A 22,141-nucleotide genomic window follows, 5' to 3' on the forward strand; every position below is an offset into this window, starting at 1 on the left:
CGCCATGTCCCCGCCGGCGGAAAGGTTCCGCCCGCTCGTGGTGATCCCGGTGTATGACCACGAGCACGCGATCGTCGCCATGGTCGACGGCGTTCGCGCGGCGGGCCAGCCCTGCCTGCTGGTCGACGACGGATCGCGCGAGTCCTGCGCGGCCGTGCTGCGCGAACTGGCCCGGCGCGACGGCGTGCACCTGCTCCGACTGGAGCAAAACCAGGGCAAGGGCGGCGCGATGCTTGCTGGCTTCGCCCAGGCGGCGCGAATGGGTGCCACCCACGTGCTGCAGATCGACGCCGATGGCCAGCACGAGACGCGCGACATTCCGCGCTTCCTGGCCTACGCCGCCGCGGAGCCCACCGCCATCATCAACGGCGCGCCGGTGTACGACGCCAGCGTGCCCAAGGGTCGGCTGTACGCGCGTTACCTGACCCACGTGTGGGTGTGGATCAACACGCTGTCGTTCGCGATCCGCGACTCGATGTGCGGTTTCCGCGCCTATCCACTGGCCCCGGTGCTGGCGCTGGTCGCTGCCGAACCGATCGGCAGGCGCATGGACTTCGACCCCGAGATCATCGTGCGCCTGTACTGGCGTGGCGTGCCGGTGCGCAACCTGCCCACGCCCGTGCGCTACCCCAGCGATGGCGTCTCGCACTTCGACGTGTGGCGCGACAACGTGCGGATCAGCCGCATGCACGCACGCTTGTTCTTCGGCATGCTGCGGCGTCTGCCGCGGTTGCTCCTGCGGACGCCGCGATGAGCACGGTTGCGCGCGCGCCGCACTGGGCCGGGATCGGCGAGTCCACGTTCGTTACTGGCATCCGCCTGCTGTGCGCGGTGGAGCGCGGGCTCGGACGCTGGCCGTTCCGTGCGTGCCTGTATCCGGTGGTGCTGGGTCACTGGCTGCTCAATCGCACCGCGCGCCACGCCTCGCGCGAATACCTGCAGCGCCTGCATGCCGCGCATGGCGTGTTCCCGCGCGTGCCCGGGGCGTGGCTCGGTCTGCGCCACTTCGCCTGCTTCGCAGAAACGATCCTGGACAAGCTGCTCGCCAGCCATGGCCGCTACCCGGCCGCGCGCGTGCGCGCCGAGCGCGACGTGATGCTGCAGCAGATCGCGCGTGGCGAGGGCGGAGTGATCCTCACCGCGCACATCGGCTGCCTGGAGTTGTGTCAGGCGCTGGCCGACGCGGTGCCCGGTTTTCGCCTCTCCGCGCTGGTGCATACCGCGCATGCCGAGGACTTCAACCGCCTGCTGCGACGGCTCAATCCCGACACCCGGGTCGAGCTGCTGCAGGTGACCGAGCTGGACGCGGCGATGGCGATCCGGCTGGGCGAGCGCGTCGCCGCCGGCGAGTTCGTCGCGATCACCGGCGACCGCGTGCCGGTCCGTGGGGGACGCAGCGTGTTCGTGCCGTTCCTGGGCCAACCCGCGCCGTTCCCCGTGGGGCCTTACGTGCTGGCGGCTGCACTGGGTTGCCCACTCTTCGCGATGGCCTGCACCCACGCGGGTGGTGGCTACCGAGTGCGCTTCGAGCGCTTCTGCGACCGCGTGCTGCTGCCGCGCGGCACCCGCGAGGCTGCCTTGGTCGCGCATGCCACCCGTTTCGCCGCCTGGCTGGAGGCGCAGGTGCGCCATTCGCCGCTGGATTGGTTCAATTTCTTCCCGTTCTGGGACCAGGTACCGCATGACCCCGCCCCGCGCTGATTCCCCGCCGCTGTCGTTCGGCGATTCCCCCTTGCGCATCGAGGACGTCGTCGCGATCGCGCGCCGCGAGCGTGGCGTGGTGCTCTCGGCCGACGCGGCGTTCCGCGCGCGTATCACCCGCGGCACCGAGTTCCTCGATCGCCTGCTGCGCGAGGACGGCGTGGTCTACGGCGTGACCACGGGGTACGGCGATTCGTGCACCGTGGTCATCCCGCCGGACCTGCTCACCGAACTGCCGCACCACTTGTTCACCTACCACGGCTGCGGCCTGGGCCGCTTCCTTGCCGCGGATGAGACGCGCGCGGTGCTGGCCGCGAGGCTGGCTTCGCTGTCGATCGGCATGTCCGGAGTCAGCCTGCCGCTGCTGGAGAGCCTGGTCACGCTGCTGCAGCACGACATCCTGCCATTGATCCCGGCCGAAGGTTCGGTCGGGGCCAGCGGCGACCTCACCCCGCTGTCGTACGTGGCCGCGGTGCTGTGTGGCGAGCGCGAGGTCCTGCACCGCGGCGTGCGCCGCCCGGCCGCCGATGCGTTGGCTGAGGCTGGCCTGTCGCCACTGCGCCTGCGGCCCAAGGAAGGCCTGGCAATCATGAACGGCACCGCGGTGATGACCGCGCTCGCGTGCTTGGCCTACGACCGCGCCGATTACCTGTGCCGGCTTGCGACGCGACTGACCGCATTCAACGTCGTCGCCAGCGCCGGCAACGCGCACCACTACGACGAGGTGTTGTTCGCCGCCAAACCGCACCCGGGGCAGATGCGCGTGGCCGCGCGCCTGCGCGCCGACCTCCACAGCGATCGCCCGCCGCGCAACGAGCAGCGCCTGCAGGACCGCTACTCGCTGCGTTGTGCGCCGCACGTGATCGGCGTGCTGGAAGACGCGTTGCCGTTCCTGCGCCAGCTGATCGAGATTGAGCTCAACAGCGCCAACGACAATCCGCTGGTCGACCCGGATCGCGAGCAGATCCTGCACGGCGGCCACTTCTACGGCGGCCACATCGCCTTTGCCATGGATGCGATGAAGAACGCCGTGGCCAACCTCGCCGACCTGCTGGACCGCCAGCTGGCGCTGCTGGTGGACACCCGCTTCAGCCACGGCCTGCCGTCGAACCTGTCCGCCGCCACCGGGCCAAGGGCGGCCATCAACCACGGCCTGAAGGCGCTGCAGATCAGTGCTTCGGCGTGGACCGCCGAGGCGCTGAAGCAGACCATGCCGGCGTCGGTGTTCTCGCGTTCGACCGAGTGCCACAACCAGGACAAGGTCAGTATGGGCACGATTGCGGCACGCGACTGCCTGCGCGTGATCGAGCTGACCGAGCAGGTGGTGGCGGCGATGCTGATCGCCGCGCGCCAGGGCGTGACGCTGCGTCAGCGCGTCGCGCCGGAAACCCGGATTGAAGGCGCGCCCGCGGTGATGCTGGACGACCTTGCCACGCGCATCGCCCTGGTCGAGGAGGACCGGGCCCTGGACCACGAGCTGCGCCTGTTGCTGGACGACGTGCGCGCGCAGCGTTGGAGCCTGTATGAAACTTGAGTCCGTGTGGCCATCCGCGTCGTCGGACGAGGCGCTGTCGATCGAGATCGATCTGGCGCCCGCGTTCCACGACTGCGATCCGATGCAGGTGGTCTGGCATGGCCACTACTTCAAGTACTTCGAGATTGCGCGCTGTGCGCTGTTGCAGCGGTACGACTACGACTACCCGCAGATGGGCGCATCGGGGTACCTGTTCCCGGTGGTGGACGCGCGGGTCAAGTACATCCGTTCATTGCGCTTTGCCCAGCCACTGAAGGTGCGCGCGCGGATCACCGAATGGGAAAACCGGTTGAAGATCGAGTACGAGATCCGCGACGCGGCCAGCGGCGAGCTGCTCACCCGCGCCCATACCATCCAGGTCGCGGTGGGCATCGAATCAGGCGAGATGCTTTACGTGTGCCCGCCGGTGCTGTGGGAACGCCTGGGAGTGCAGCCGGGATGCTGAGCTCATGTCCGGGTGGGTTGCCGCTCGCCATCCTCGCGCCCGCGGGCGTGCGGCCGCGAGCACGGCGGCGCTTTGCGCGCCTGGCGCGGGTGGTGCTGATGGTGGTGCTTTTGATGTCGCCTCTGTTCACCGCGACGGCGATGCCGGCAATCGCCGGCGCGCAGACAGCTGCCGGGGCGGCACGCAAGCCTGCTCCCCCCAACGAGGCCCTGGCACAGGTGCAGCGGCGCATCGCCCAGGTGCCGGTGTTGCGGGGTGAGTTCGCCCAGGAGAAGCGCGTTCAGGGCTTCAGGAACCCGCTGCGATCGCAGGGCCGCTTCCTCATCGCGCGCGATCGCGGTGTGTTCTGGTCCACGCTCAAGCCATTTCCTTCCGACGTGGTGCTGACCCGCGACCGCATCCTCACCCGTCAGGCGGACGGGCGCTCGCGCATTGAAGTGGATGCCCGGCAGCAGCCGGCGTTGCGTTCGGTCAACGCGATGATGTTCGCCCTCATGAGCGGCGACGTGCAGGCCATGACCGTCACCTTCAAGGTGGAGCCCACCCTGCTGGCCGGCAACGGCTGGCGCCTCGTCCTGACCCCGAAACCGGGCGCAATGGCACAGGCGTTCCAGCGGGTCACGCTGGAGGGTGATCGCTACGTGCGCAGCGTGGACATCGAGGAGCGCAGCGGTGACCGCACACAGTTGCGCTTCACCGGCATGGTCGAAACGCCGTCGCGCCTGACCGCCGACGAGGCGCGCCGCTTTGACTGACGCGCGCGCGCGCCGCGGCTGGCGTTGGCTGGCCTGGCTGTGGCTGGCCGTCGTGTTGGCGGTTGGCGCGCACCAAGTGCGTTTCTGGTCCGAGTCGCGGTTGGAAAGCGACGTGCTCGCCCTGCTGCCGCAGGACGCGCACGATCCGGTGCTCGCCGAGGCCACCCGACGCATCGCCGATGCCAGTGCGCGGCAGATGGTGGTGCTGCTCGGCGCCGCCGACGCGGCCCAGGCGCAAGCCGCCGCCAAGGCGTACCGCGTGGCGTTGCAGGCCGCGGACCGGCGCCAACCGCTGCCGTTTACCGAAGGCGCGTCGATGGCCGGCTGGTTCGAGGCATCACGCGTGTTCTACCAGCCGTGGCGCGACCGCCTGCTGACCGCGGAGCAGCGCGGGCGGCTTCGGGACGCCCCGGCCGACGCGCTCGCCGACGAGGCCCTTGCCGCGCTGTACGGCCCGATGGGTGCGCCGCGCCTGACCGACTGGCAGGCCGATCCGCTCAACCTGTGGCCGCATTGGTGGCAGGCGCGCGCGTCGGGTTCCGGCCTGCGCTTCGATGGCGAGGGCCTGCTGCAAGCTGATGACCGCGTGTGGGCCGTGCTGCAGTTCGAGACCCGCGCTTCGGCCTTCCGGCTGGATGGGGAGCGCGTGATCGACGCCGCGCTGGACGAAGCGGCCACCGCCGCCCGGAGCGTCGCGCCCAGCCTGCGCGAGCTGCGCGCAGGCGTGCCCTTGCATGCCGAAGCCGCCGCGGTTCAGGCCAGCCGCGAGGTCAACGTCATCGGCTTGGGCTCGCTGGCGGCGGTGCTGCTGCTGGTGTGGCTGGCGTTCCGCTCGCTGCGGCCGATCCTGCTGGTGGCGATGTCGCTGCTGGTCGGCGTGGCCACCGCCCTGTCGGTGACCGCGCTGGTGTTCGGCCAGGTGCACCTGCTGACGCTGGTGTTCGGCGCCAGCCTCGTCGGCGTCGCCGAGGACTACGGCATCCACTGGTTCGCCTCGCGCCAGGGACACCCGCGGACCGAGCGCTGGCGGCTGCTGCGCTGGCTGCTGCCGGGCATGCTGCTGGCGTGGCTGACCAGCGCACTTGCCTACCTCGCGCTGGGACTGGCGCCGTTCCCGGGCTTGCGGCAGATGGCGGTGTTCTCGGTGACCGGGCTCGCCGCTGCCTTCGCCACCGTGATCTTCTGGTTTCCCTGGCTGGAGCGCGATGCGCCAACGGCCACGCCGTTGTCGCAGGCGATGGCCGGCTGGCTGACGCGCTGGCCGCACGTGCGCGCCAGCCGTGCGTGGGCTGTCGCCGGCCTCGCCGCGTGCGCCCTCGCGGCCGGGGGCCTGTGGCAGCTGCGCAGTGACGACGACCTGCGCAACCTGCAATCCTCGCCGAAGGCGCTCGTGGCGCAGCAGGCGGAGATCAGTCGCCTGCTGGCCCTGCCCAGTCCGGCGCAGTTCTACCTGGTGCGCGCACCCGATGCGGAGACGCTGCTGCAGCGCGAGCACGCGCTGGTAACCCGCCTGGCATCGTTGGCCGCACAGGGCCACATCAACGGTTACCGTGCGATCAGCGACTGGCTGCCGTCCCGCCGCCAGCAGGACGCCGACGCCGCGCTGAGCGCGCGCACCGAGACCGCGGTACTGGCGCGCGTGGCCGCGGCCACCGGCGAGCCGCTGCAGCGCCCGGTGTTCGCAGCGCAACCTTTGAACCTGGATGTCTGGCTCGCCTCGCCGGCGTCACAGCCGCTGCGCCACCTGTGGCTTGGGCGCAGCGGGGGCGGCGTGGGCAGCGTGGTCCTGGTGGATGCGGCCGGTGGCGACGCGGTGCTGGCCACGCTGCAGGCCCAGGCCGGCGGCCTCGAAGGCGTGCGCTGGGTCAACCGCACCGCGGAGTTCTCCGCGTTGCTGGGCCACTACCGGTACATGATGGGTTGGTTGCTGCTAGCCGGTGTGGCACTGGTGCTGCTGACGCTCGCCGCACGCTACCGTCGCGACGCCTGGCGTGCCGCCGTTCCCACGCTGCTGGCCGGCGTGCTTACCGTCGCCTTCCTCGGCTGGCTGGGGCAACCGCTGCAGCTGTTCAACGTTCTGGCGCTGCTCCTGTTGCTCGGCATGGGCATCGACTACGGCATCTTCCTGCTCGAGCACCGCGGTGATCCATCAGCATGGCTGGCGGTGTGCGTGGGCGCCGCCAGCACCTGGCTGTCGTTCGGCCTGCTGGCATTGTCGGCCACGCCGGCACTGCGCGCCTTCGGCCTCACCCTGCTGCTGGGCATCGGCCTGGTGTGGATCATCTCGCCCCTGTTCCGCCCACGCGCACTGCGCGAGGGCCCCGATTGCACTTCGACCTTCAACGGATCCTCCGCGTGAACCATTTCAGCCACGACAAGCACACGGCCCTGCAGGCCAAGCAGGAAGCCCAGCGCATCGCCTTTGGCCCCTTCATCTTCCAGGCCGCCAAGGCGATGCGCGACCTTGGCGTGTTGTCCGCGGTCGAGGCCGCCGGTGACGAGGGTCTAGCGTTGGACGCCATCGAGGCCCGCACCGGGCTGTCGCGGTACGCGGCACGGGTGTTGGCCGAAGCAGGCCTCGGCATCGGCGCGCTGGTCCTGGACGGCGACTGCTTCGTCCTCACCCGGCTGGGGTGGTACCTGCTGAACGACCGCATGACCCAGGTGAACATGGACTTCACCCAGGACGTCAACTACAAGGGGCTGTTCCACCTGCAGGACAGCCTGCGCGAGGGCCGGCCCGCCGGGCTGAAGGAACTGGCGCCCGATGCCGGCACCATCTACGAGGCGCTGGCCACGCTGCCGCAGCAGGCCCGGGAGAGCTGGTTCAACTTCGACCACTACTATTCCGACAACTCGTTCCAGACCGTGCTGCCGATCATCTTCAGCCAACCCGTCGCCTCGGTGCTGGACGTGGGTGCCAACACCGGCAAGTGGGCGATCGCCTGTGCCGGCCACGACCCCGATGTGCGGGTGACGATGTGTGACCTGCCGGGCCAACTGGCCCAGGCCCGCGCGCACATCCACGCGCGTGGCCTGGCCGACCGAGTGGCCGAGTACCCGATCGACATCCTGCGGCCGGACACCGCGTTGCCCGACGGCCACGACGTGATCTGGATGAGCCAGTTCCTGGACTGTTTCTCGGAAGACGAGATCGTGATGATCCTGCGCAAGGCGGCGCGGGTGATGACCGCGACCACGCGGCTCTACATCATGGAAACCTACTGGGACCGGCAGCGATTCGAGAACGCCGCGTTCTGCCTGCAGCAGACCTCGCTGTACTTCACCTGCATGGCCAATGGCAACAGCCAGATGTACCACTCCTCGGTGCTGCACCAGTGCATCGAGCGGGCGGGCCTGGTGGTGGCCGAGGAGGTCGACGGCGTCGGCATCAGCCACACCGTGACGCAGGTGGTCAAACCCGTGCAGGCACCGGCGTGCGCCGCCTGATCGCCACCGCACTGTCGACGCTGCTGCTGGTCGCGTGCGCGCACGTGGCGCCGCCGCGCCCGGCGGTGGACCTGCCGGCGCTGCGGCTGGCGCCATCGGCGCTGGGGCATGAGGTGTCCCTGCAGCAACAACTGCAGTTCCGCTTTGGAGCGCACGAGCGCGCCATGGATGCGCTGCTGGAAGTGGACGCCACCGAAGTGCGGCTGGTGGTGCAGGCGCTGGGCCAGACCGGCGTGCGCCTGTCCTGGGATGGGCAGGTGTTGCAGCAGCAGCGGGCCGCATGGCTGCCGCCGGCCGTCCGCGCGGAGCGAGTCTTGGACGACCTGCAGTTCGTGCTGTGGCCTGCCGATGCGATCCGCCAGGTATTGCCGGCAGGCTGGACGCTGCAGGAACAGGGCCCACGCCGCCGTCTGGTGCACGCGGGCACGCCGTGGTTGGCGGTCACCCGCATGGATGGCCAGCACGTGCAGTTCGCCAACCACGCCGAAGGTTACGTACTCGACATCCACTCGGCCACCAGCGAAACGGTCCCCGCCGACGGTGTACAGCCGTGAGCCAACCGCCGGTGTTCCTCAACGAGTTGGGGATTGTGTGTGCACTGGGGCACAGCCCGACGGCGGTGGCCGCGGCCCTGTTCGCCAGCGAGGGGCCGGGTGGCGTGGCAACCACCGCACTCCACACCCCGGGGCGACCACTGCCGCTGGGTGCGGTCGAAGGACCAATGGCAGAGCTTTCCGACTGCGCGCTGCCGTTCCGCAGCCGCAATAACGCGCTGCTGCGCATGGCCCTGCACCAGATACGCCCGGCGACCGACGCCGCAATCCAGCGCCACGGTGCGCACCGGGTCGCGGTGATCATCGGCACCAGCACCTCCGGGATCGCCGAGCCGGAGCGGGCGATGCCCTTCCTGCAGGCCAACGGCGCCTGGCCTTCTGACTTCCATTACGCGCAGTCGGAGATGGGCGCGCCGTCGCGCTTCGTCGCGCTGCAGTCCGGCGCGCGCGGCCCGGCCTGGACGATCTCCACCGCGTGCTCGTCCAGCGCCAAGGCCCTCGCCTCGGCGGCCAGGCTGCTGCGCGCCGGCGTGGTCGACGCGGTGATCGCGGGCGGCGCCGACTCGCTGTGTGCATTCACCATCAATGGCTTCAGCGCCCTGGAGTCGGTGTCCGTCACACGCTGCAACCCGTTCTCGCGCAACCGCGACGGCATCAACATCGGCGAGGGCGCGGCGCTGTTCCTGGTCACGCGCGAGGCGGGACCCGTGCGGCTGGCGGGCTGGGGGGAGAGTTCGGACGCGCACCACATGTCCGCACCCGAACCGGAGGGCCGTGGCGCGATTGACGCCATCACGCAGGCGCTGGTCCGTGCCGGCATCCGGCCCGACGAGGTGGGCTACGTGAACCTGCATGGCACCGCCACCCCGCAGAACGATGCGATGGAAAGCCGCGCGGTGTCGGCGACCTTGGGCGCCCGCGTCCCGGCCAGCTCCACCAAACCGCTCACCGGCCACGCGCTAGGCGCGGCGGGCGCGATCGAGGCAGGTCTGTGCTGGCTGACACTGGCGCGCAACCCTGCGGGTCACTTGCCACCCCACTGGTGGGACGGCGTCGCCGATCCGGAGCTGCCAGCGCTGGAGTTCGTCGCGCCGGGCGCGCGGGCGGCCGGGCCCTTGCGCTATGCGCTCAGCAATTCGTTCGCCTTTGGCGGCAGCAATGCCGCGCTGCTGCTGGGGGCTGGCTGATGGCCACGTTTCCTGCCATCCACGACATCGAGCAGGTCATTCCGCACCGGGGCACGCTGCTGCTGCTGGATCGCGTGCTCGAGTACGACCTGGAGTGGATCGCGTTGGAGTTGTGCGTGCCCGCGGACAGCCCCTTCCACGTCGAAGGTGGCGTGCCGGCCTACGTCGGCGTGGAGTACATGGCGCAGGCGGTGGCCTGCTGGGCGGGCTGCCACGCGCGCGGCCGCGGCGAGCCGCCGCCGATCGGTTTCCTGCTCGGCACCCGCCGCTACGAATGCGCCGTGCCGCTGTTCCGCAGCGGCCAGCGCCTGCGGGTGGAGGCACGGCGCGAGATCTTGGGCGAAAATGGCCTCGGGGTATTCGCCTGCCGCATCCTGGCCGCAGACCAGGCGCTGGCGACGGCCAACGTGTCGGTGTTCGAACCACCGGACGCGATGGCCTATCTGGAAAACGAAACATGAGCGGGGGCAGTGGGATGGGGATGGACACGACCGTGCTGGTTACGGGCGCGAGCCGCGGCATTGGCCGGGCGATTGCGCTGCGCGCCGCGCAGGATGGCTTTGACGTGGTCGTGCATTACCGCAGCCGGGTCGAGGAAGCCGAGGTCGTGGCCGCGCAGGTGCGCGCGCTGGGCCGGCAGGCACGCGTGCTCGGCTTCGATATCGCTGACCGCGCCGCCGCCGCGCAGGCCCTGACCGCCGACGTGGAAGCCCATGGTGCCTACTACGGCGTGGTGTGCAATGCGGGCATCGCCTGCGATACCGCCTTCCCCGCGATGACCGGCGAGGAGTGGGACCGCGTGGTGCACACCAACCTCGATGGCTTCTACAACGTGCTCAACCCGCTGGTGATGCCGATGGTGCGGCGGCGCAAGCCTGGCCGCATCGTCACCCTTTCGTCGGTGTCGGGATTGGTCGGCAACCGCGGGCAGACCAACTACAGCGCGGCCAAGGCCGGCATCATCGGCGCGACCAAGGCGCTGTCGCTGGAGCTGGCCAGCCGCGGCATCACCGTCAACTGCGTGGCGCCCGGACTGGTCGACACCGAGATGCTCAGCGAAGAGGTCATCGAGCACGCGATGAAACTGATTCCCGCCAACCGCCTCGGCCGCCCCGAGGAGGTCGCCGCCACGGTCGCGTTCCTGCTGTCGGCCGATGCCGGCTACATCACCCGCCAGGTCATCTCGGTCAACGGAGGGATGGTCGGATGAGCCAGCTGCAGCGACGCGTCGTCATCACGGGTGCCGGCGGCATCAGCCCGCTGGGCAACGACTGGGACAGCATCCACGCCCGCCTGCGCGAGTGCCGCAACGCGGTGCAGCGCATCGATGAGTGGGACATCTACGACGGCCTCAACACCAAGCTCGCGGCGCCGGCCGCGCCGTTCGAGCTGCCGGCGCACTACAACCGCAAGACCACCCGCAGCATGGGCCGCGTGGCGTTGATGGCGGTGCGTGCCAGCGAGATCGCGCTGGCCGACGCCGGCCTGCTCGGCGATCCGGTGCTGACCAGTGGGCGCGTCGGTGTTTCCAGCGGTTCCTCCGCGGGCACCCATTCGGCCATCGGTGACTTCGGCCGCATGCTCAACGAGCACACCACCGCCGGCATCAGCGCGACCACCTACATCAAGATGATGAGCCACACCGCGCCGGTGAACATCGGCGTGTTCTTCGGGCTCACCGGGCGCGTCATCACCACTTCCAGCGCGTGCACCTCCGGCAGCATGGGCATCGGCGCCGCGTACGAGGTGGTGCGCGCGGGCAAGCAGCTCGCGATGCTGGCCGGCGGCGCGGAGCAGATGGACGCCACCGCCTCGGCAGTGTTCGATACCCTCTTCGCCACCAGCGTGCGCAACGACGAGCCGCAGCTGACCCCGCGCCCATTCGATGCCCACCGCGACGGACTGGTGCTGGGCGAGGGCGCTTGCACGCTGATCGTCGAGGACCTGGAGCACGCCCGGGCGCGCGGCGCGAAGATCCTCGCCGAGATCGTCGGCTACGGCACCAACAGCGATGGGGCACACGTCACCCAGCCCAGCGCGGAGACCATGGCCGTTGCCATGCGTCTGGCGCTGGACGACGCCGGCCTGCCCCCGGAGGCGATCGGCTACGTCAACGCCCACGGCACCGCCACCGACCACGGCGACATCGCCGAATCCAAGGCCACGGCCGAGGTGTTCGGCGCGCGCATGCCGTTCTCCTCGCTGAAGAGCTACATGGGCCACACCCTCGGCGCCTGCGGCGCGCTGGAGGCGTGGATCAGCATCGAGATGATGCGCGCCGGCTGGTTCGCACCCACGTTGAACCTGGCGCAGGTCGATCCGCGCTGCGCAGAGCTGGACTACATCACCGGCAACGGCCGCGAGCTGCAGACCGACTACGTGATGAGCAACAACTTCGCGTTTGGCGGGATCAACACCTCGTTGATCTTCCGCCGTTGGCGCGATTGACAACACCGTAACCACACAGGGGGAGCAGGGGACATGGACAAGCGTTTTCTAGGTGCGGCGCTGGCTGCGTTGACGATGGCCGGCAGTGCCAACGCCGCCGACAACACCATCCGCATCAGCCAGGACATTCAGTACCGCAGTGTTGCAGTCGGTGGCGCGCTGATCCGCGCCGAGTGCGATTGGGGTCGTGACCTCAGCGCCAGCATCGTGCGCAATGCACATGGTGCGGTGGAAGCCACCGAGGCCGACCTGTCCACGTTGCCGGGGCGCACCCTGCATATCGTGATCACCAAGGCGCACGCGGCCGGTGGCGGCGCTGTCTCCGGGCCGAAGTGGGGCCGGATCTATGGCGAACTCAAACAGGACGGAGCCGTGGTGGGCAACTTCACGCTCAAGCGCACTACCAACCGACCGTTCACGTTCCGTGCCTGCACCACGCTCACCCAGATCGCCGACAAGCTGGGCGAAGACGTGGCTGGTTGGTTGCGGAATCCGACGCTGGATCCGGCGATGAACGTCGAGCGGGCGTCGCAGTAAGCCCGGGGCAACGCGTGCGCCCGGGCAAGGTCTTGGGCGCTCGTGCGGTCATGGTGGTGGTCGATCCCATGCCGGCGGGTGCCAACAGAGGCCTACGCCAAGGGGAGGAAACTCACCAGCCGAACAGTTTCCAGTACACCGGCGACACCGGCCCCTCGCCCTTGCTGCTGTCGAGGTGGCCGTCGCCGTCGCGGTCCATCAGGTAATACGGGGCGCCGCGCAGCGGGGTGATCTTCACCACCTTCAGCTGGCCGGCGACGCGGTATTCCTCGATCACGTCGCCGTTCTCGCCGCTGCGGGTGGTGACCGCCGCGCCTTCCAGCGACGCAGTCGGGTCGCTGTCGGCGAGACTGGCGCAGGCCGTGAGTCCGACGAGGCAAACCGCGAGCAGGGCAAGGGGCAGCAGGCGCATGGCCGGGCTCCGATGGGCGGGCATCCAGCATACCCCCTTGCCCCCAACCCGTGGCCGATTCATGGGGGTCATGGGGGCCGTTTTCTCGTGAGCTTCACCCTACCCGTGGCATTACAGGCGCATCCCATCACTGGAGAGTGCGTCATGCTCCGCAAGTACATCGTTGCGCCGGCCCTGGTCATCGCGTTGGTCACCGGCGGCTACGCCAGCACCACCCAGGCGGCCGTGATCGGCACCCAGCAGGCGCTGTCGGCGGAGCGCCGGGCTGCCACCGAAACCCAGGTCCGCGAGGCCTTTGCGCGTGAGGACGTACGCCAGGCCATGCAGCGCATGGGCGTGGATCCCGCCGATGCCGAAGCCCGCGTGGCTTCGCTCAGTGACGCGGAACTGATGCAGTTACAGGGTCAGGTGGATCGTCTTCCCGCGGGCGGCAGTGCCTTGGCGGTGGTCGGCGTGGTGTTCGTCGTCCTGCTGATCCTTGAGCTCGTGGGCGTGATCGACATCTTCAAGAAGACCTGATGCCCGCACGCAAGTGGTTGGCGGCGGGGGCGCTCCTTGCCGCCGCGCTGTCAGGATGCGCCATCGGACCCGCGTTGCGGGTCTCGGAGGCCGCACCGGGCACGCCGCGGCTGTTGCAGCAGGTGCCGTTCCACCCCCAGGAGGCATACCAGTGCGGCCCCGCCGCGCTGGCGATGGTGTTGGGCGCCAGCGGCATCCCTGCAGACCCCGATGCCCTGGTGTCGCAGGTCTACCTGCCGGGACGCGAAGGCAGCCTGCAGGTGGAACTGGGCGCGGCCATGCGCCGCGCCGGGCGAATCCCCTACCCGGTGGCGCCGACTCCGGAAGGCCTGCTCCACGAACTCCGCGCCGGGCGGCCAGTGCTGGTCCTGCAGAACCTGCTGACCCGCAGCGTGCCCAAATGGCACTACGCCGTGGTGGTCGGCGCTGAGCCGGAGCGCAACCGCATCGTCCTGCACAGTGGCACCCGGCGCGCCCTGGCCACTCCGGCCAGGACGTTCCTGCGCACTTGGGATTGGGCGGGGCGTTGGGGGCTGGTGGCCCTCCGACCCGGCGAGCTGCCCGCCACGGCGGAACCGGGGTTGTACCTCGCGGCCGTCGCGGACTTCGAGGCGGTTGCCGGTGCGGCGGCCGCCAAACCGGCCTATGAGGCCGCATTCCGGCAGTGGCCGGCCCAGCCCCACGTGTTGTTGGCGATGGGCAACCTGCGCCATGCGTCAGGCGACCGTGCGGGGGCTGCGCGTTTCTATCGCGATGGTTTGGCACGCGCGCCGGGTGATGCGGTGCTGGGCAACAACCTCGCCAGCGTGCTGGGCGAACTGGGCTGCCGCCGCGAGGCGCTGGCCGTGCTGGAAGGCGTGCGCGCGGACGACCCGCGCTGGGCCGCCGCGCTGCGCCAGACCCGCACCGAGATCGAGACCGGCAAGGTCCGGCGCCAGTCGACCTGCGAAACACTCGCGCCACCCACCGCGGGGCGATGAGAGCGCGGGCGTAGAATCCCGGGCATGAAACGACTTGTACTGATCGACGGCTCCAGCTACCTCTACCGCGCCTTCCACGCCCTGCCTCCCCTGAGCAACGACGCCGGCGAACCCACCGGCGCCTTGTTCGGCGTGGTCAACATGCTGCGTGCCACGCTCAAGGAGCAGCCCGACTACGTGGCCTTCGTGGTGGATGCACCGGGCAAGACCTTCCGCGACGACCTGGACCCGCAGTACAAGGCCAACCGACCGCCGATGCCGGACGAACTGCGCGCGCAGGTGGAACCGATGATGCAGGTCGTGGCGGCGCTGGGCATGCCGATCCTGCGCGTGCCTGGCGTGGAGGCCGACGACGTGATCGGCACGCTCGCGGTGCAGGCCGCGGCGGACGGCATCGATGTCACCATTTCCACTGGCGACAAGGACTTCGCCCAGCTGGTGCGTCCGCACGTGGTGCTGGTCAACACCATGACCGGCAGCCGCACCGACTCCGATGCCGCGGTGATCGAGAAGTTCGGGGTGCGCGCCGACCAGATCGTGGACTACCTGGCGCTGATGGGCGACAAGGTCGACAACATCATCGGCGTGGACAAGTGCGGGCCAAAGACCGCGGCGAAATGGCTGGACGAGTACGGTTCGCTGGACGGTGTGATCGCCCATGCCGACGCGGTGAAGGGCAAGCTGGGCGAAAACCTGCGCGCCGTGCTCGCGCGCCTGCCGCTCAACCGCGAGCTGGCCACGATCCGCACCGATGTCGCCCTTGAGCAGCGGCCCACCGACCTGGCGTTGCGTGAGCGCCCCGTCGCTGACCTCAAGGTGCTTTACGCGCGCTACGGCTTCAAGCAGGCGCTACGCGAGTTGGAGGCGGCCACTGGCGAAGCCGGCGCAGGCCATGACAGCGCGGCCGCCGGGTCCACGACGCGGCCGACCGATGTTGGCGGCGCGGCCGGCCTGCGCAGCACCGCCGCCGGTTATGCGCGCGCGGGCACCGACGACGAGGTGCCCGATCCCGCGCTCGCCGCGCCCGGCGTGTACGAAACCGTGCTCACCGACGCGCAGCTGGCCAGCTGGCTTGAAATGCTGCGCACAGCCGAGGAAATCGCCTTCGACACCGAGACCGACTCGCTGGATGCGATGCGCGCCCAGCTGGTCGGGGTCAGCTTCGCGGTCGAGCCGGGCCGGGCCTGCTACATCCCACTGGCGCACGACTATCCCGGTGCGCCCGCACAGCTGGAGCGGGCCAGGGTGCTGGACGCGCTGCGCCCGCTGCTGACCGATGCGGGCAAGCGCAAGGTGGGCCAGCACGGCAAGTACGACCTGCACGTGCTGCGTCGCCATGGCGTCGACGTGGCCGGCTACGCCGACGACACCATGCTCGAGAGCTTCATCTACAACGCCACCGCCACGCGCCACGACATGGACTCGCTGGCCCGGCGCTACCTCGGCTACGAGACCATCAAGTACGAGCAGGTCGCGGGCAAGGGCGCCAAGTCCATCCCGTTCTCGCAGGTGGCGATCGACGACGCCAGCCCCTATGCCGCCGAGGACGCGGACATCACCCTGCGCCTGCACCGCGTGCTGGCCCCCAAGCTGGCGGCCGAGCCGGCGCTGGAAAAGGTGTATCGCGAGATCGAGATGCCGCTGGTGCCGGTGCTGGCGCGGGTCGAGGCCAATGGCGTGAAGGTGGATGGCGACGAACTGCGCCGCCAGTCCGCCGACCTGTCCAAGCGCATGCTGGCCGCCCAACAGAAGGCCACCGAGCTGGCGGGGCGCACCTTCAACCTCGATTCGCCCAAGCAGTTGTGCGCGCTGCTGTTCGAGGAACTGAAGCTGCCGGCGCTGGTGAAGACCCCCGGCGGCGCGCCCTCGACCAACGAGGAGGCGCTGGAGGCCATTGCCGACCAGCACGAGTTGCCGCGCGTCATCCTCGAGTATCGCGGCCTGGCCAAGCTGCGCAGCACCTACACCGACAAGCTGCCGGAGATGGTCAACCCCCACACCGGCCGCGTGCACACCAGCTACCACCAGGCCGGCGCCGCCACCGGCCGTCTGGCCAGCAGCGACCCCAACCTGCAGAACATCCCCATCCGGACCGAGGACGGCCGCCGCATCCGCCGCGCGTTCGTGGCCCCGGAAGGCCGCCGGATCGTCGCCTGCGATTACTCGCAGATCGAACTGCGGATCATGGCCCACCTGTCGGAGGACGCCGGCCTGCTGCGCGCCTTTGCCGCGGGCGCCGACATCCACCGTGCCACCGCCGCCGAGGTGTTCGGCAAGGCCATCGATGAGGTCAGCGCCAACGAGCGCCGCGCCGCCAAGGCGATCAACTTTGGGCTGATGTATGGCATGAGCGCCTTCGGCCTGGCCAAGCAGCTGGGCATCGGCCGCGGCGAGGCGCAGGACTACATCGCCCTGTACTTCGACCGTTATCCGGGCGTGCGCGAGTTCATGGAGCGTACCCGCCAGCAGGCACGCGAACGCGGCTACGTGGAAACGGTGTTCGGTCGCCGCCTGTACTTGGACAACATCCACGCCCGCAACCAGGGCCTGCGCGCCGGCGCCGAGCGCGCCGCGATCAACGCGCCGATGCAGGGCACCGCCGCCGACATCATCAAGCGGGCCATGATCGATATCGACGGCTGGCTGGCGGGGCACCGGGACCGGGCCCTGATGGTCCTGCAGGTCCACGACGAACTGGTCTTCGAAGTGGATGCGAACTTCGTGCCAACGTTGCTGGAGGAGGTTTCCGGCCGCATGGCGGCGGCCGCAGACCTGCGCGTGCCGCTGGTGGTGGACAGCGGAACCGGCCAGAATTGGGACGAAGCGCATTGAAGCGGGCAGATAACGGCATTTTTGCCGATTTTGACCCTATGAATGCTCCCTGAATCCAACAATTCCTTAACCCGAATCTTCACGAACCATCCATGTTCGAAGTGGTCATATAGACCGTGACAGGTGCAACGCCTGTCGCAGATCTCTCCCTCCCCTGGAGTGATCCCCGGAGCAGGCACCCCTCCCCAGGTCCTGCTCCCCAGCCCCGCCGGCCCCCCCTGCCTGCGGGGCTTTTTATTGCCTGTCGTTTGGGTGTCTCGGGCGGCGTGCCCCTGCCCCCGCAAGTCGCGGCCCGTTATCCGCGTGGTTGCGGGGGCAGGGGCTCGCCGCTCCAAGCGGTGGGGGAGGGGTCCTGAGGCCAGCGAGGGCGCGCGCCTTGTCAGCTGCATCACGCCGTTCCGGGCCAGAATCCGGGCGAGGCGCCGGCGCGCCCGAGGATGGGCAGTCCGCCCGCCTGCGCCGCCGCACGGGAGAAGGGCGATGGACGGCGCTTTTGATCTGGCGATGCCCTGGTGGCAATTCGTGCTGCGTGCGGCGGCGGTCTACATCGTGCTGCTGGTGCTGATCCGGCTCTCGGGCAAGCGCACCATGGGCCAGTTCACGCCCTTCGACATGCTGCTCATTGTCCTGCTGGGCAATGCCGTGCAGAACTCGCTGCTGGGCAAGGACACATCGCTGGTCGGCGGCATCCTGCTGGCGACCACGCTGATCGCACTGAACTGGTTGCTGGGGTTCGTCACCGCCCGCAGTCGCCACGCCGAGCGGATGATCGAAGGCGAGCCGGTGGTGCTGGCGAGCAAGGGCAAGCTCTACGAGGCTGCGCTCAAGCGCGAGCTGGTCAGTCGCGCCGATTTCTACGAGGCGATGCGCGAGCAGGGCTGTACCGACATCGCCGAGGTCAAGCTGGCGCTGCTGGAAACCAACGGCCAGATCAGCATCGTGGCGAAGGACTGACGCGTCGCAACCGGCTGCGCCCAGGTGAGCACGCGCTGCGCGGTATCCCAGGCCGATCCCACGCCTGGGCGTGTCAGCGGGTGCGGATTACCGCGACTCCAGCTCCGCCAGCCAGTCGCGCGGACGCAGGAAGTCGGCCAGTGCCGCCTCGGCGCTGCCGGGCTCGGGCGCATAACCATATTCCCAGCGCACCAGCGGCGGCAGGCTCATCAGGATCGATTCGGTGCGGCCGCCCGACTGCAGCCCGAAGTGGGTGCCGCGGTCGAACACCAGGTTGAACTCCACGTAGCGCCCGCGCCGGTACAGCTGGAACTGGCGCTCGCGCTCACCATAGGACAGGTGCTTGCGACGCGCCACGATCGGCAGGAAGGCATCGAGGAAGCCGTCGCCCACCGCGCGCAGGTAGCCAAAATCCCGCTCGAAGTCGCCGTGCAGGTCGTCGAAGAAAAGGCCGCCGATGCCGCGCGTCTCGTCACGGTGCTTGAGGAAGAAGTACTCGTCGCACCAGCGCTTGTGCGCGGCGTAGCGCTCCTCGCCGCCAAACGGCTCGCACAGGTCCCGCGCCACCTGGTGCCAATGCAGCACGTCCGCGTCGAACGGATAGAACGGGGTCAGGTCGAAGCCGCCGCCGAACCACCAGGCCACCGTCTCGCCCTCACGCGTGGCGTGGAAGTGGCGCACGTTGGCATGCGTGGTCGGCACGTAGGGATTGCGCGGGTGGAACACCAGCGACACGCCCACCGCCCGCCACGAGGCGCCGGCCAGCTCCGGCCGGGCTGCGGTCGCCGACGGCGGCAGCTGGGTCCCCGACACGTCGGAAAAGCCGATGCCCGCCTGTTCGAACACCGCGCCATCGCGAAGGATGCGGGTGCGCCCGCCGCCGCCGAGCAGCGCGCCCTCTCCCTCGCGGGTCCACGCGTCCTCGACGAAGCGCGCCTGGCCATCGGCCTGCTCGATGGCAGTGCAGATACGGTCCTGCAATCCGGTGAGGTAGTCGCGGACGCGATTGAAATCGGTGTCGTTCGGGTTCATCCCGCCATTGTATGCGGACGCGGTTTGCCTCCAAGCTTCGCCAGGGGAGGCTGGTTACATGAGGGGCGCTACTCGGCTCCGTCGGCACATCCTGTGCCGAGTCGCCGCCGCGCCATGGCGCGCTTTCCGCACCCCTCACGCACCCAGCCTCCCTCGGACCCTTGGCGCTTCTGCTTCTTCCGAGAAGTGCGGCAGAAGGCCAACTGCCTGGCATCAGGAGGTGGTGCAGGGGCCATGTTGCGCAGAAGCGGGCCATGGATGGCCCGCGGCGCGACTCCGCGCAGGATGCGCGGACGGAGCGCCGGAGCGACATGGCCCCTGCACCGCCTCCGTCCCCCACGCCATCGGGCCTACACAAAAGCTCAGTTCTTGAGAGTGCGCTCGAACAGCTCAAGGATCCGTCGATACTCGTCATACCACGAGTCCGAATGCACGAACCCGTGCCGCTCCAGCGGATACGACGCCAGCTCCCACTTGTCCTTGCGCAGTTCGATCAACTTCTGCGCCAGCATCACCGAGTCCTTGTAGAACACGTTGTCGTCGATCATGCCGTGGGCGATCAGCAGGTGGTCCTGCAGCCCTGACGCGTACTCGATCGGCGAGGACGCCTTGTACGCCTCCGGGTCGAGCACCGGCGTATTGAGGATGTTGGACGTGTACTCATGGTTGTACTGCGACCAGTCCGTTACCGGGCGCAGCGCGGCGCCGGCCTTGAACGTGCCCGGCGAGCGGAACAGCGCCATGAAGGTCATGAAGCCGCCATAGCTGCCGCCGTAGATGCCGGCGCGGTTCTTGTCGCCCTGCTTGTTGGCGACCAGCCAGTCCAGGCCGTCGAGGTAATCCTCCAGCTCCGGATGGCCCATGTTGCGGTAGATCGCGGTGCGCCAGTCGCGGCCGTAGCCTTCCGAGGCGCGGTAATCCAGGTCGAGCACGACGTAGCCCTGCTGCACCAGCAGGTTGTGGAACATCTGCTCGCGGAAGTACGCCGGGTAGCGGTCGTGCACGTTCTGCAGGTAGCCCGCGCCGTGCACGAACATCACGATCGGATACGTGCGACCCGGCTCGTAGGTCTTGGGCCCGTAGAACTTGCCCCACACGGTGCCGGCGCCATGCTTGCTTGGCACCTGCACGTACTCGGGCTCGATCCAGGTGCGCGCCTTGAAGGCGTCGGTGCGCGTGTCGGTCAGCGTGCGGGCTTCGCCGCCATTGGTGCCCACCACGGCCAATTGGGCGGGCAGGTAGCTGTCGGAATGGCGCACCAGCAGCTGGCGCCCGTCCGGTGACAGGCTGAAATCCTCCACGCCATCCAGCGCCGTCACTTCGCGCACGGCGCTGCCGACGCCATCGACCGCGCACACCTCGTAGTCACCCGGCCACGCGCGGTTGCACAGGAAGAAGAAGCCGCGGCCGTCGGCGGTCAGCTGCGGCATCGACACTTCCCACTTGCCGGCAGTTAGCGCACGCGCCGCGCCGCCATTGCTGCTCAGGTAGAGGTGCGAGTAGCCGCTCTGCTCGGAGAGGAACCACAGTGCCCCGTCGGCGGTCCAGCCGAACTCGTTGAAGGTCCAGTTGACCCACGCCTGGTCCGTCAGCCGGTGGCGCGGGACCAGCTTCGCCCCAGCGAGGTCGACGCTGGCGATCCAGCGGTCCTTGTTGTCCGCCGCGCGCACCAGCACCGCCACCTGCCGGCCATCGTCGCTCCAATGGATGGCCGGGCCGGTGCCGTCGCCGTCGGTCTCGATGCGCACGGTACGGTTGCCCTTCAGCGGCTCCTGCTTGGCCGACTTGCGCAGCGTGGCCAATGGATCCTCGCCGATGCCGGGCAACCCGTCGAAGTTCAGCTCGCGTGCCTTGGCGGCGGCCACGTCCACCAGCCACAGGCGATGCGGCAGCGGCGCATTGCGGCCGACGCGGGTGCGCACCTCTTCAAACTCCTCGTAGCCCGATTCGGTCACGTACTTGGGCATCTTGCCGACCTCGCCGGCGTCGGCACCCTTCTCCTGGGTCACCACCAGCAGCCAGCGCCCGTCCGGCGACAGCGCACTGTCATTGATCTCGACCTTGTCGCCCAGGTACACGGGCGCGGGGGCGCGGCTCGGGTCGGCATTGCGCCACGCCTCGTCCTGCTGGCGGGCGGCATCGCGGCGTTCGCGTATTTCGCGCAGGGTGCGGCTCATCGCCAGCTGGCGCTCGCGCAGGTCGTCGGCCGGCGGCGCGGCGTTGGCGTCGTTCTCGGCGCGCACGTCGGTGGCCTGGCGCAAGCCACCCGCCGCGTTCCACGCCCACCACTGGTTGCCGGCGCGGAACACCAGGCCGCCCTGCGTGTTCCACTGCGGGCGCGACTCGCTCTCGCTGCTGCGGGTCACCTGGGTCAACGCGCCGGTGCGCAGGTCGCGCACGAAGATGTCGTCGTTGCGCACGAAGGCCATGCGCGTGCGGTCGTGGTTGTAGGCGCGTTGGGCCCCGTCCAGGGTGGCGCGGGCCGCACCATCCACCTTCTGGGGCGCGCCGCCGGACACCGGGACCTGCCACGTGTCACGGATGCTGGCCCCGGCACGCTTGAGCGTGTAATTCGCCTGGCGGCCGTCCCACGACCACCACGCCTGCTCCACCGCCGGGCCGATCCAGTCCGGGTCGGCCATCGCCTGGTCCAGGGTGATGGGCGTGGGCGCGGCGGGCGCCTGCGCCAGCGCAGGCGCGGCGAAGGCGAGGACGGCAAGGGACAGCAGGCGACGCATGGGCAGGGTTCCCGGGAGGTTTCACGGAAGGTTAACAGCGCCGCAGGGAGGAGGATGGGCCAT

The 22,141-nt window shown here is 69.4% G+C and carries 20 protein-coding genes; 17 read left to right on the forward strand and 3 right to left on the reverse strand.

The window, feature by feature from the left end; translation table 11 throughout:
• Nucleotides 1-4 precede the first annotated feature (4 nt).
• From AC3ARF_RS00775 to AC3ARF_RS00835, 13 genes are all read left to right on the forward strand, one after another.
• On the forward strand, nt 5-754 hold the full coding sequence (locus tag AC3ARF_RS00775) for a glycosyltransferase family 2 protein (protein ID WP_498931926.1): 750 nt from the start codon (nt 5-7) through the stop codon (nt 752-754).
• The gene (locus AC3ARF_RS00780; RefSeq protein ID WP_498929396.1) at nt 751-1,701 is read left to right on the forward strand and encodes a lysophospholipid acyltransferase family protein; all 951 of its coding nucleotides are present in this window, start codon (nt 751-753) and stop codon (nt 1,699-1,701) included. Before AC3ARF_RS00775 ends, AC3ARF_RS00780 begins: the two co-directional genes overlap by 4 nt.
• The gene (locus tag AC3ARF_RS00785; protein ID WP_498929398.1) at nt 1,682-3,235 is read left to right on the forward strand and encodes an HAL/PAL/TAL family ammonia-lyase; all 1,554 of its coding nucleotides are present in this window, start codon (nt 1,682-1,684) and stop codon (nt 3,233-3,235) included. Before AC3ARF_RS00780 ends, AC3ARF_RS00785 begins: the two co-directional genes overlap by 20 nt.
• The gene (locus tag AC3ARF_RS00790) at nt 3,225-3,680 is read left to right on the forward strand and encodes an acyl-CoA thioesterase (protein WP_498929400.1); all 456 of its coding nucleotides are present in this window, start codon (nt 3,225-3,227) and stop codon (nt 3,678-3,680) included. The genes AC3ARF_RS00785 and AC3ARF_RS00790 overlap by 11 nt, the downstream gene beginning before the upstream one ends.
• A 98-nt stretch (nt 3,681-3,778) precedes the next feature.
• A complete protein-coding gene (locus tag AC3ARF_RS00795) occupies nt 3,779-4,435 on the forward strand; it encodes an outer membrane lipoprotein carrier protein LolA (RefSeq protein ID WP_498931928.1) in 657 nt (218 codons plus the stop codon).
• Entirely contained in the window at nt 4,428-6,794 is a 2,367-nt protein-coding gene (locus tag AC3ARF_RS00800; RefSeq protein ID WP_498929402.1) for an MMPL family transporter, read from the forward strand. The genes AC3ARF_RS00795 and AC3ARF_RS00800 overlap by 8 nt, the downstream gene beginning before the upstream one ends.
• Nucleotides 6,791-7,885 carry a methyltransferase gene (locus AC3ARF_RS00805; RefSeq protein WP_498929404.1) on the forward strand — a complete coding sequence of 365 codons (1,095 nt, stop codon included), beginning with the start codon at nt 6,791-6,793 and terminating at the stop codon, nt 7,883-7,885. Before AC3ARF_RS00800 ends, AC3ARF_RS00805 begins: the two co-directional genes overlap by 4 nt.
• Entirely contained in the window at nt 7,873-8,439 is a 567-nt protein-coding gene (locus tag AC3ARF_RS00810) for a DUF3261 domain-containing protein (protein WP_498929406.1), read from the forward strand. The genes AC3ARF_RS00805 and AC3ARF_RS00810 overlap by 13 nt, the downstream gene beginning before the upstream one ends.
• Nucleotides 8,436-9,626 carry a beta-ketoacyl-ACP synthase gene (locus tag AC3ARF_RS00815; RefSeq protein ID WP_498929408.1) on the forward strand — a complete coding sequence of 397 codons (1,191 nt, stop codon included), beginning with the start codon at nt 8,436-8,438 and terminating at the stop codon, nt 9,624-9,626. The genes AC3ARF_RS00810 and AC3ARF_RS00815 overlap by 4 nt, the downstream gene beginning before the upstream one ends.
• Nucleotides 9,626-10,087, forward strand: coding sequence for a hotdog family protein (locus tag AC3ARF_RS00820; RefSeq protein WP_498929410.1), 462 nt, complete (start codon nt 9,626-9,628; stop codon nt 10,085-10,087). The genes AC3ARF_RS00815 and AC3ARF_RS00820 overlap by 1 nt, the downstream gene beginning before the upstream one ends.
• Nucleotides 10,088-10,107: 20 nt before the next feature.
• Nucleotides 10,108-10,836 (forward strand): 3-oxoacyl-ACP reductase FabG, encoded by a 729-nt coding sequence (fabG, locus tag AC3ARF_RS00825; RefSeq protein ID WP_498931930.1) that lies wholly within the window; start codon nt 10,108-10,110, stop codon nt 10,834-10,836.
• Nucleotides 10,833-12,074, forward strand: coding sequence for a beta-ketoacyl-ACP synthase (locus tag AC3ARF_RS00830; RefSeq protein ID WP_498929411.1), 1,242 nt, complete (start codon nt 10,833-10,835; stop codon nt 12,072-12,074). Before fabG ends, AC3ARF_RS00830 begins: the two co-directional genes overlap by 4 nt.
• 33 nt (nt 12,075-12,107) lie before the next feature.
• Nucleotides 12,108-12,611 (forward strand): hypothetical protein, encoded by a 504-nt coding sequence (locus tag AC3ARF_RS00835; protein ID WP_498929413.1) that lies wholly within the window; start codon nt 12,108-12,110, stop codon nt 12,609-12,611.
• 112 nt (nt 12,612-12,723) lie between these two features.
• Here the strand turns inward: AC3ARF_RS00835 and AC3ARF_RS00840 are convergent, their stop codons facing one another.
• Nucleotides 12,724-13,023, reverse strand: coding sequence for a DUF2782 domain-containing protein (locus AC3ARF_RS00840; protein WP_498929415.1), 300 nt, complete (start codon nt 13,021-13,023; stop codon nt 12,724-12,726).
• Between the two features lie 144 nt (nt 13,024-13,167).
• On the opposite strand from AC3ARF_RS00840, the gene AC3ARF_RS00845 reads away from it, so the two are divergent.
• From AC3ARF_RS00845 to AC3ARF_RS00860, 4 genes are all read left to right on the forward strand, one after another.
• Nucleotides 13,168-13,542, forward strand: coding sequence for a PA2779 family protein (locus tag AC3ARF_RS00845; RefSeq protein ID WP_498929417.1), 375 nt, complete (start codon nt 13,168-13,170; stop codon nt 13,540-13,542).
• Nucleotides 13,542-14,522, forward strand: a complete 981-nt coding sequence (locus tag AC3ARF_RS00850; RefSeq protein WP_498929419.1) for a PA2778 family cysteine peptidase — start codon at nt 13,542-13,544, stop codon at nt 14,520-14,522. The genes AC3ARF_RS00845 and AC3ARF_RS00850 overlap by 1 nt, the downstream gene beginning before the upstream one ends.
• Nucleotides 14,523-14,546: 24 nt before the next feature.
• Entirely contained in the window at nt 14,547-17,354 is a 2,808-nt protein-coding gene (polA, locus tag AC3ARF_RS00855) for a DNA polymerase I (protein WP_498929421.1), read from the forward strand.
• Nucleotides 17,355-17,834: 480 nt separating this feature from the next.
• On the forward strand, nt 17,835-18,308 hold the full coding sequence (locus AC3ARF_RS00860; RefSeq protein ID WP_498929423.1) for a DUF421 domain-containing protein: 474 nt from the start codon (nt 17,835-17,837) through the stop codon (nt 18,306-18,308).
• Nucleotides 18,309-18,395: 87 nt separating this feature from the next.
• On the opposite strand, the gene hemF is transcribed toward AC3ARF_RS00860, so the two are convergent.
• Together hemF and AC3ARF_RS00870 are read right to left on the reverse strand one after the other, a co-directional pair.
• Nucleotides 18,396-19,340, reverse strand: coding sequence for an oxygen-dependent coproporphyrinogen oxidase (gene hemF, locus AC3ARF_RS00865; RefSeq protein WP_498929425.1), 945 nt, complete (start codon nt 19,338-19,340; stop codon nt 18,396-18,398).
• Nucleotides 19,341-19,702: 362 nt separating this feature from the next.
• Nucleotides 19,703-22,078 (reverse strand): prolyl oligopeptidase family serine peptidase, encoded by a 2,376-nt coding sequence (locus AC3ARF_RS00870; protein WP_498929427.1) that lies wholly within the window; start codon nt 22,076-22,078, stop codon nt 19,703-19,705.
• Nucleotides 22,079-22,141: the final 63 nt, after the last annotated feature.

This window comes from Lysobacter sp. KACC 24251 (assembly GCF_057747755.1).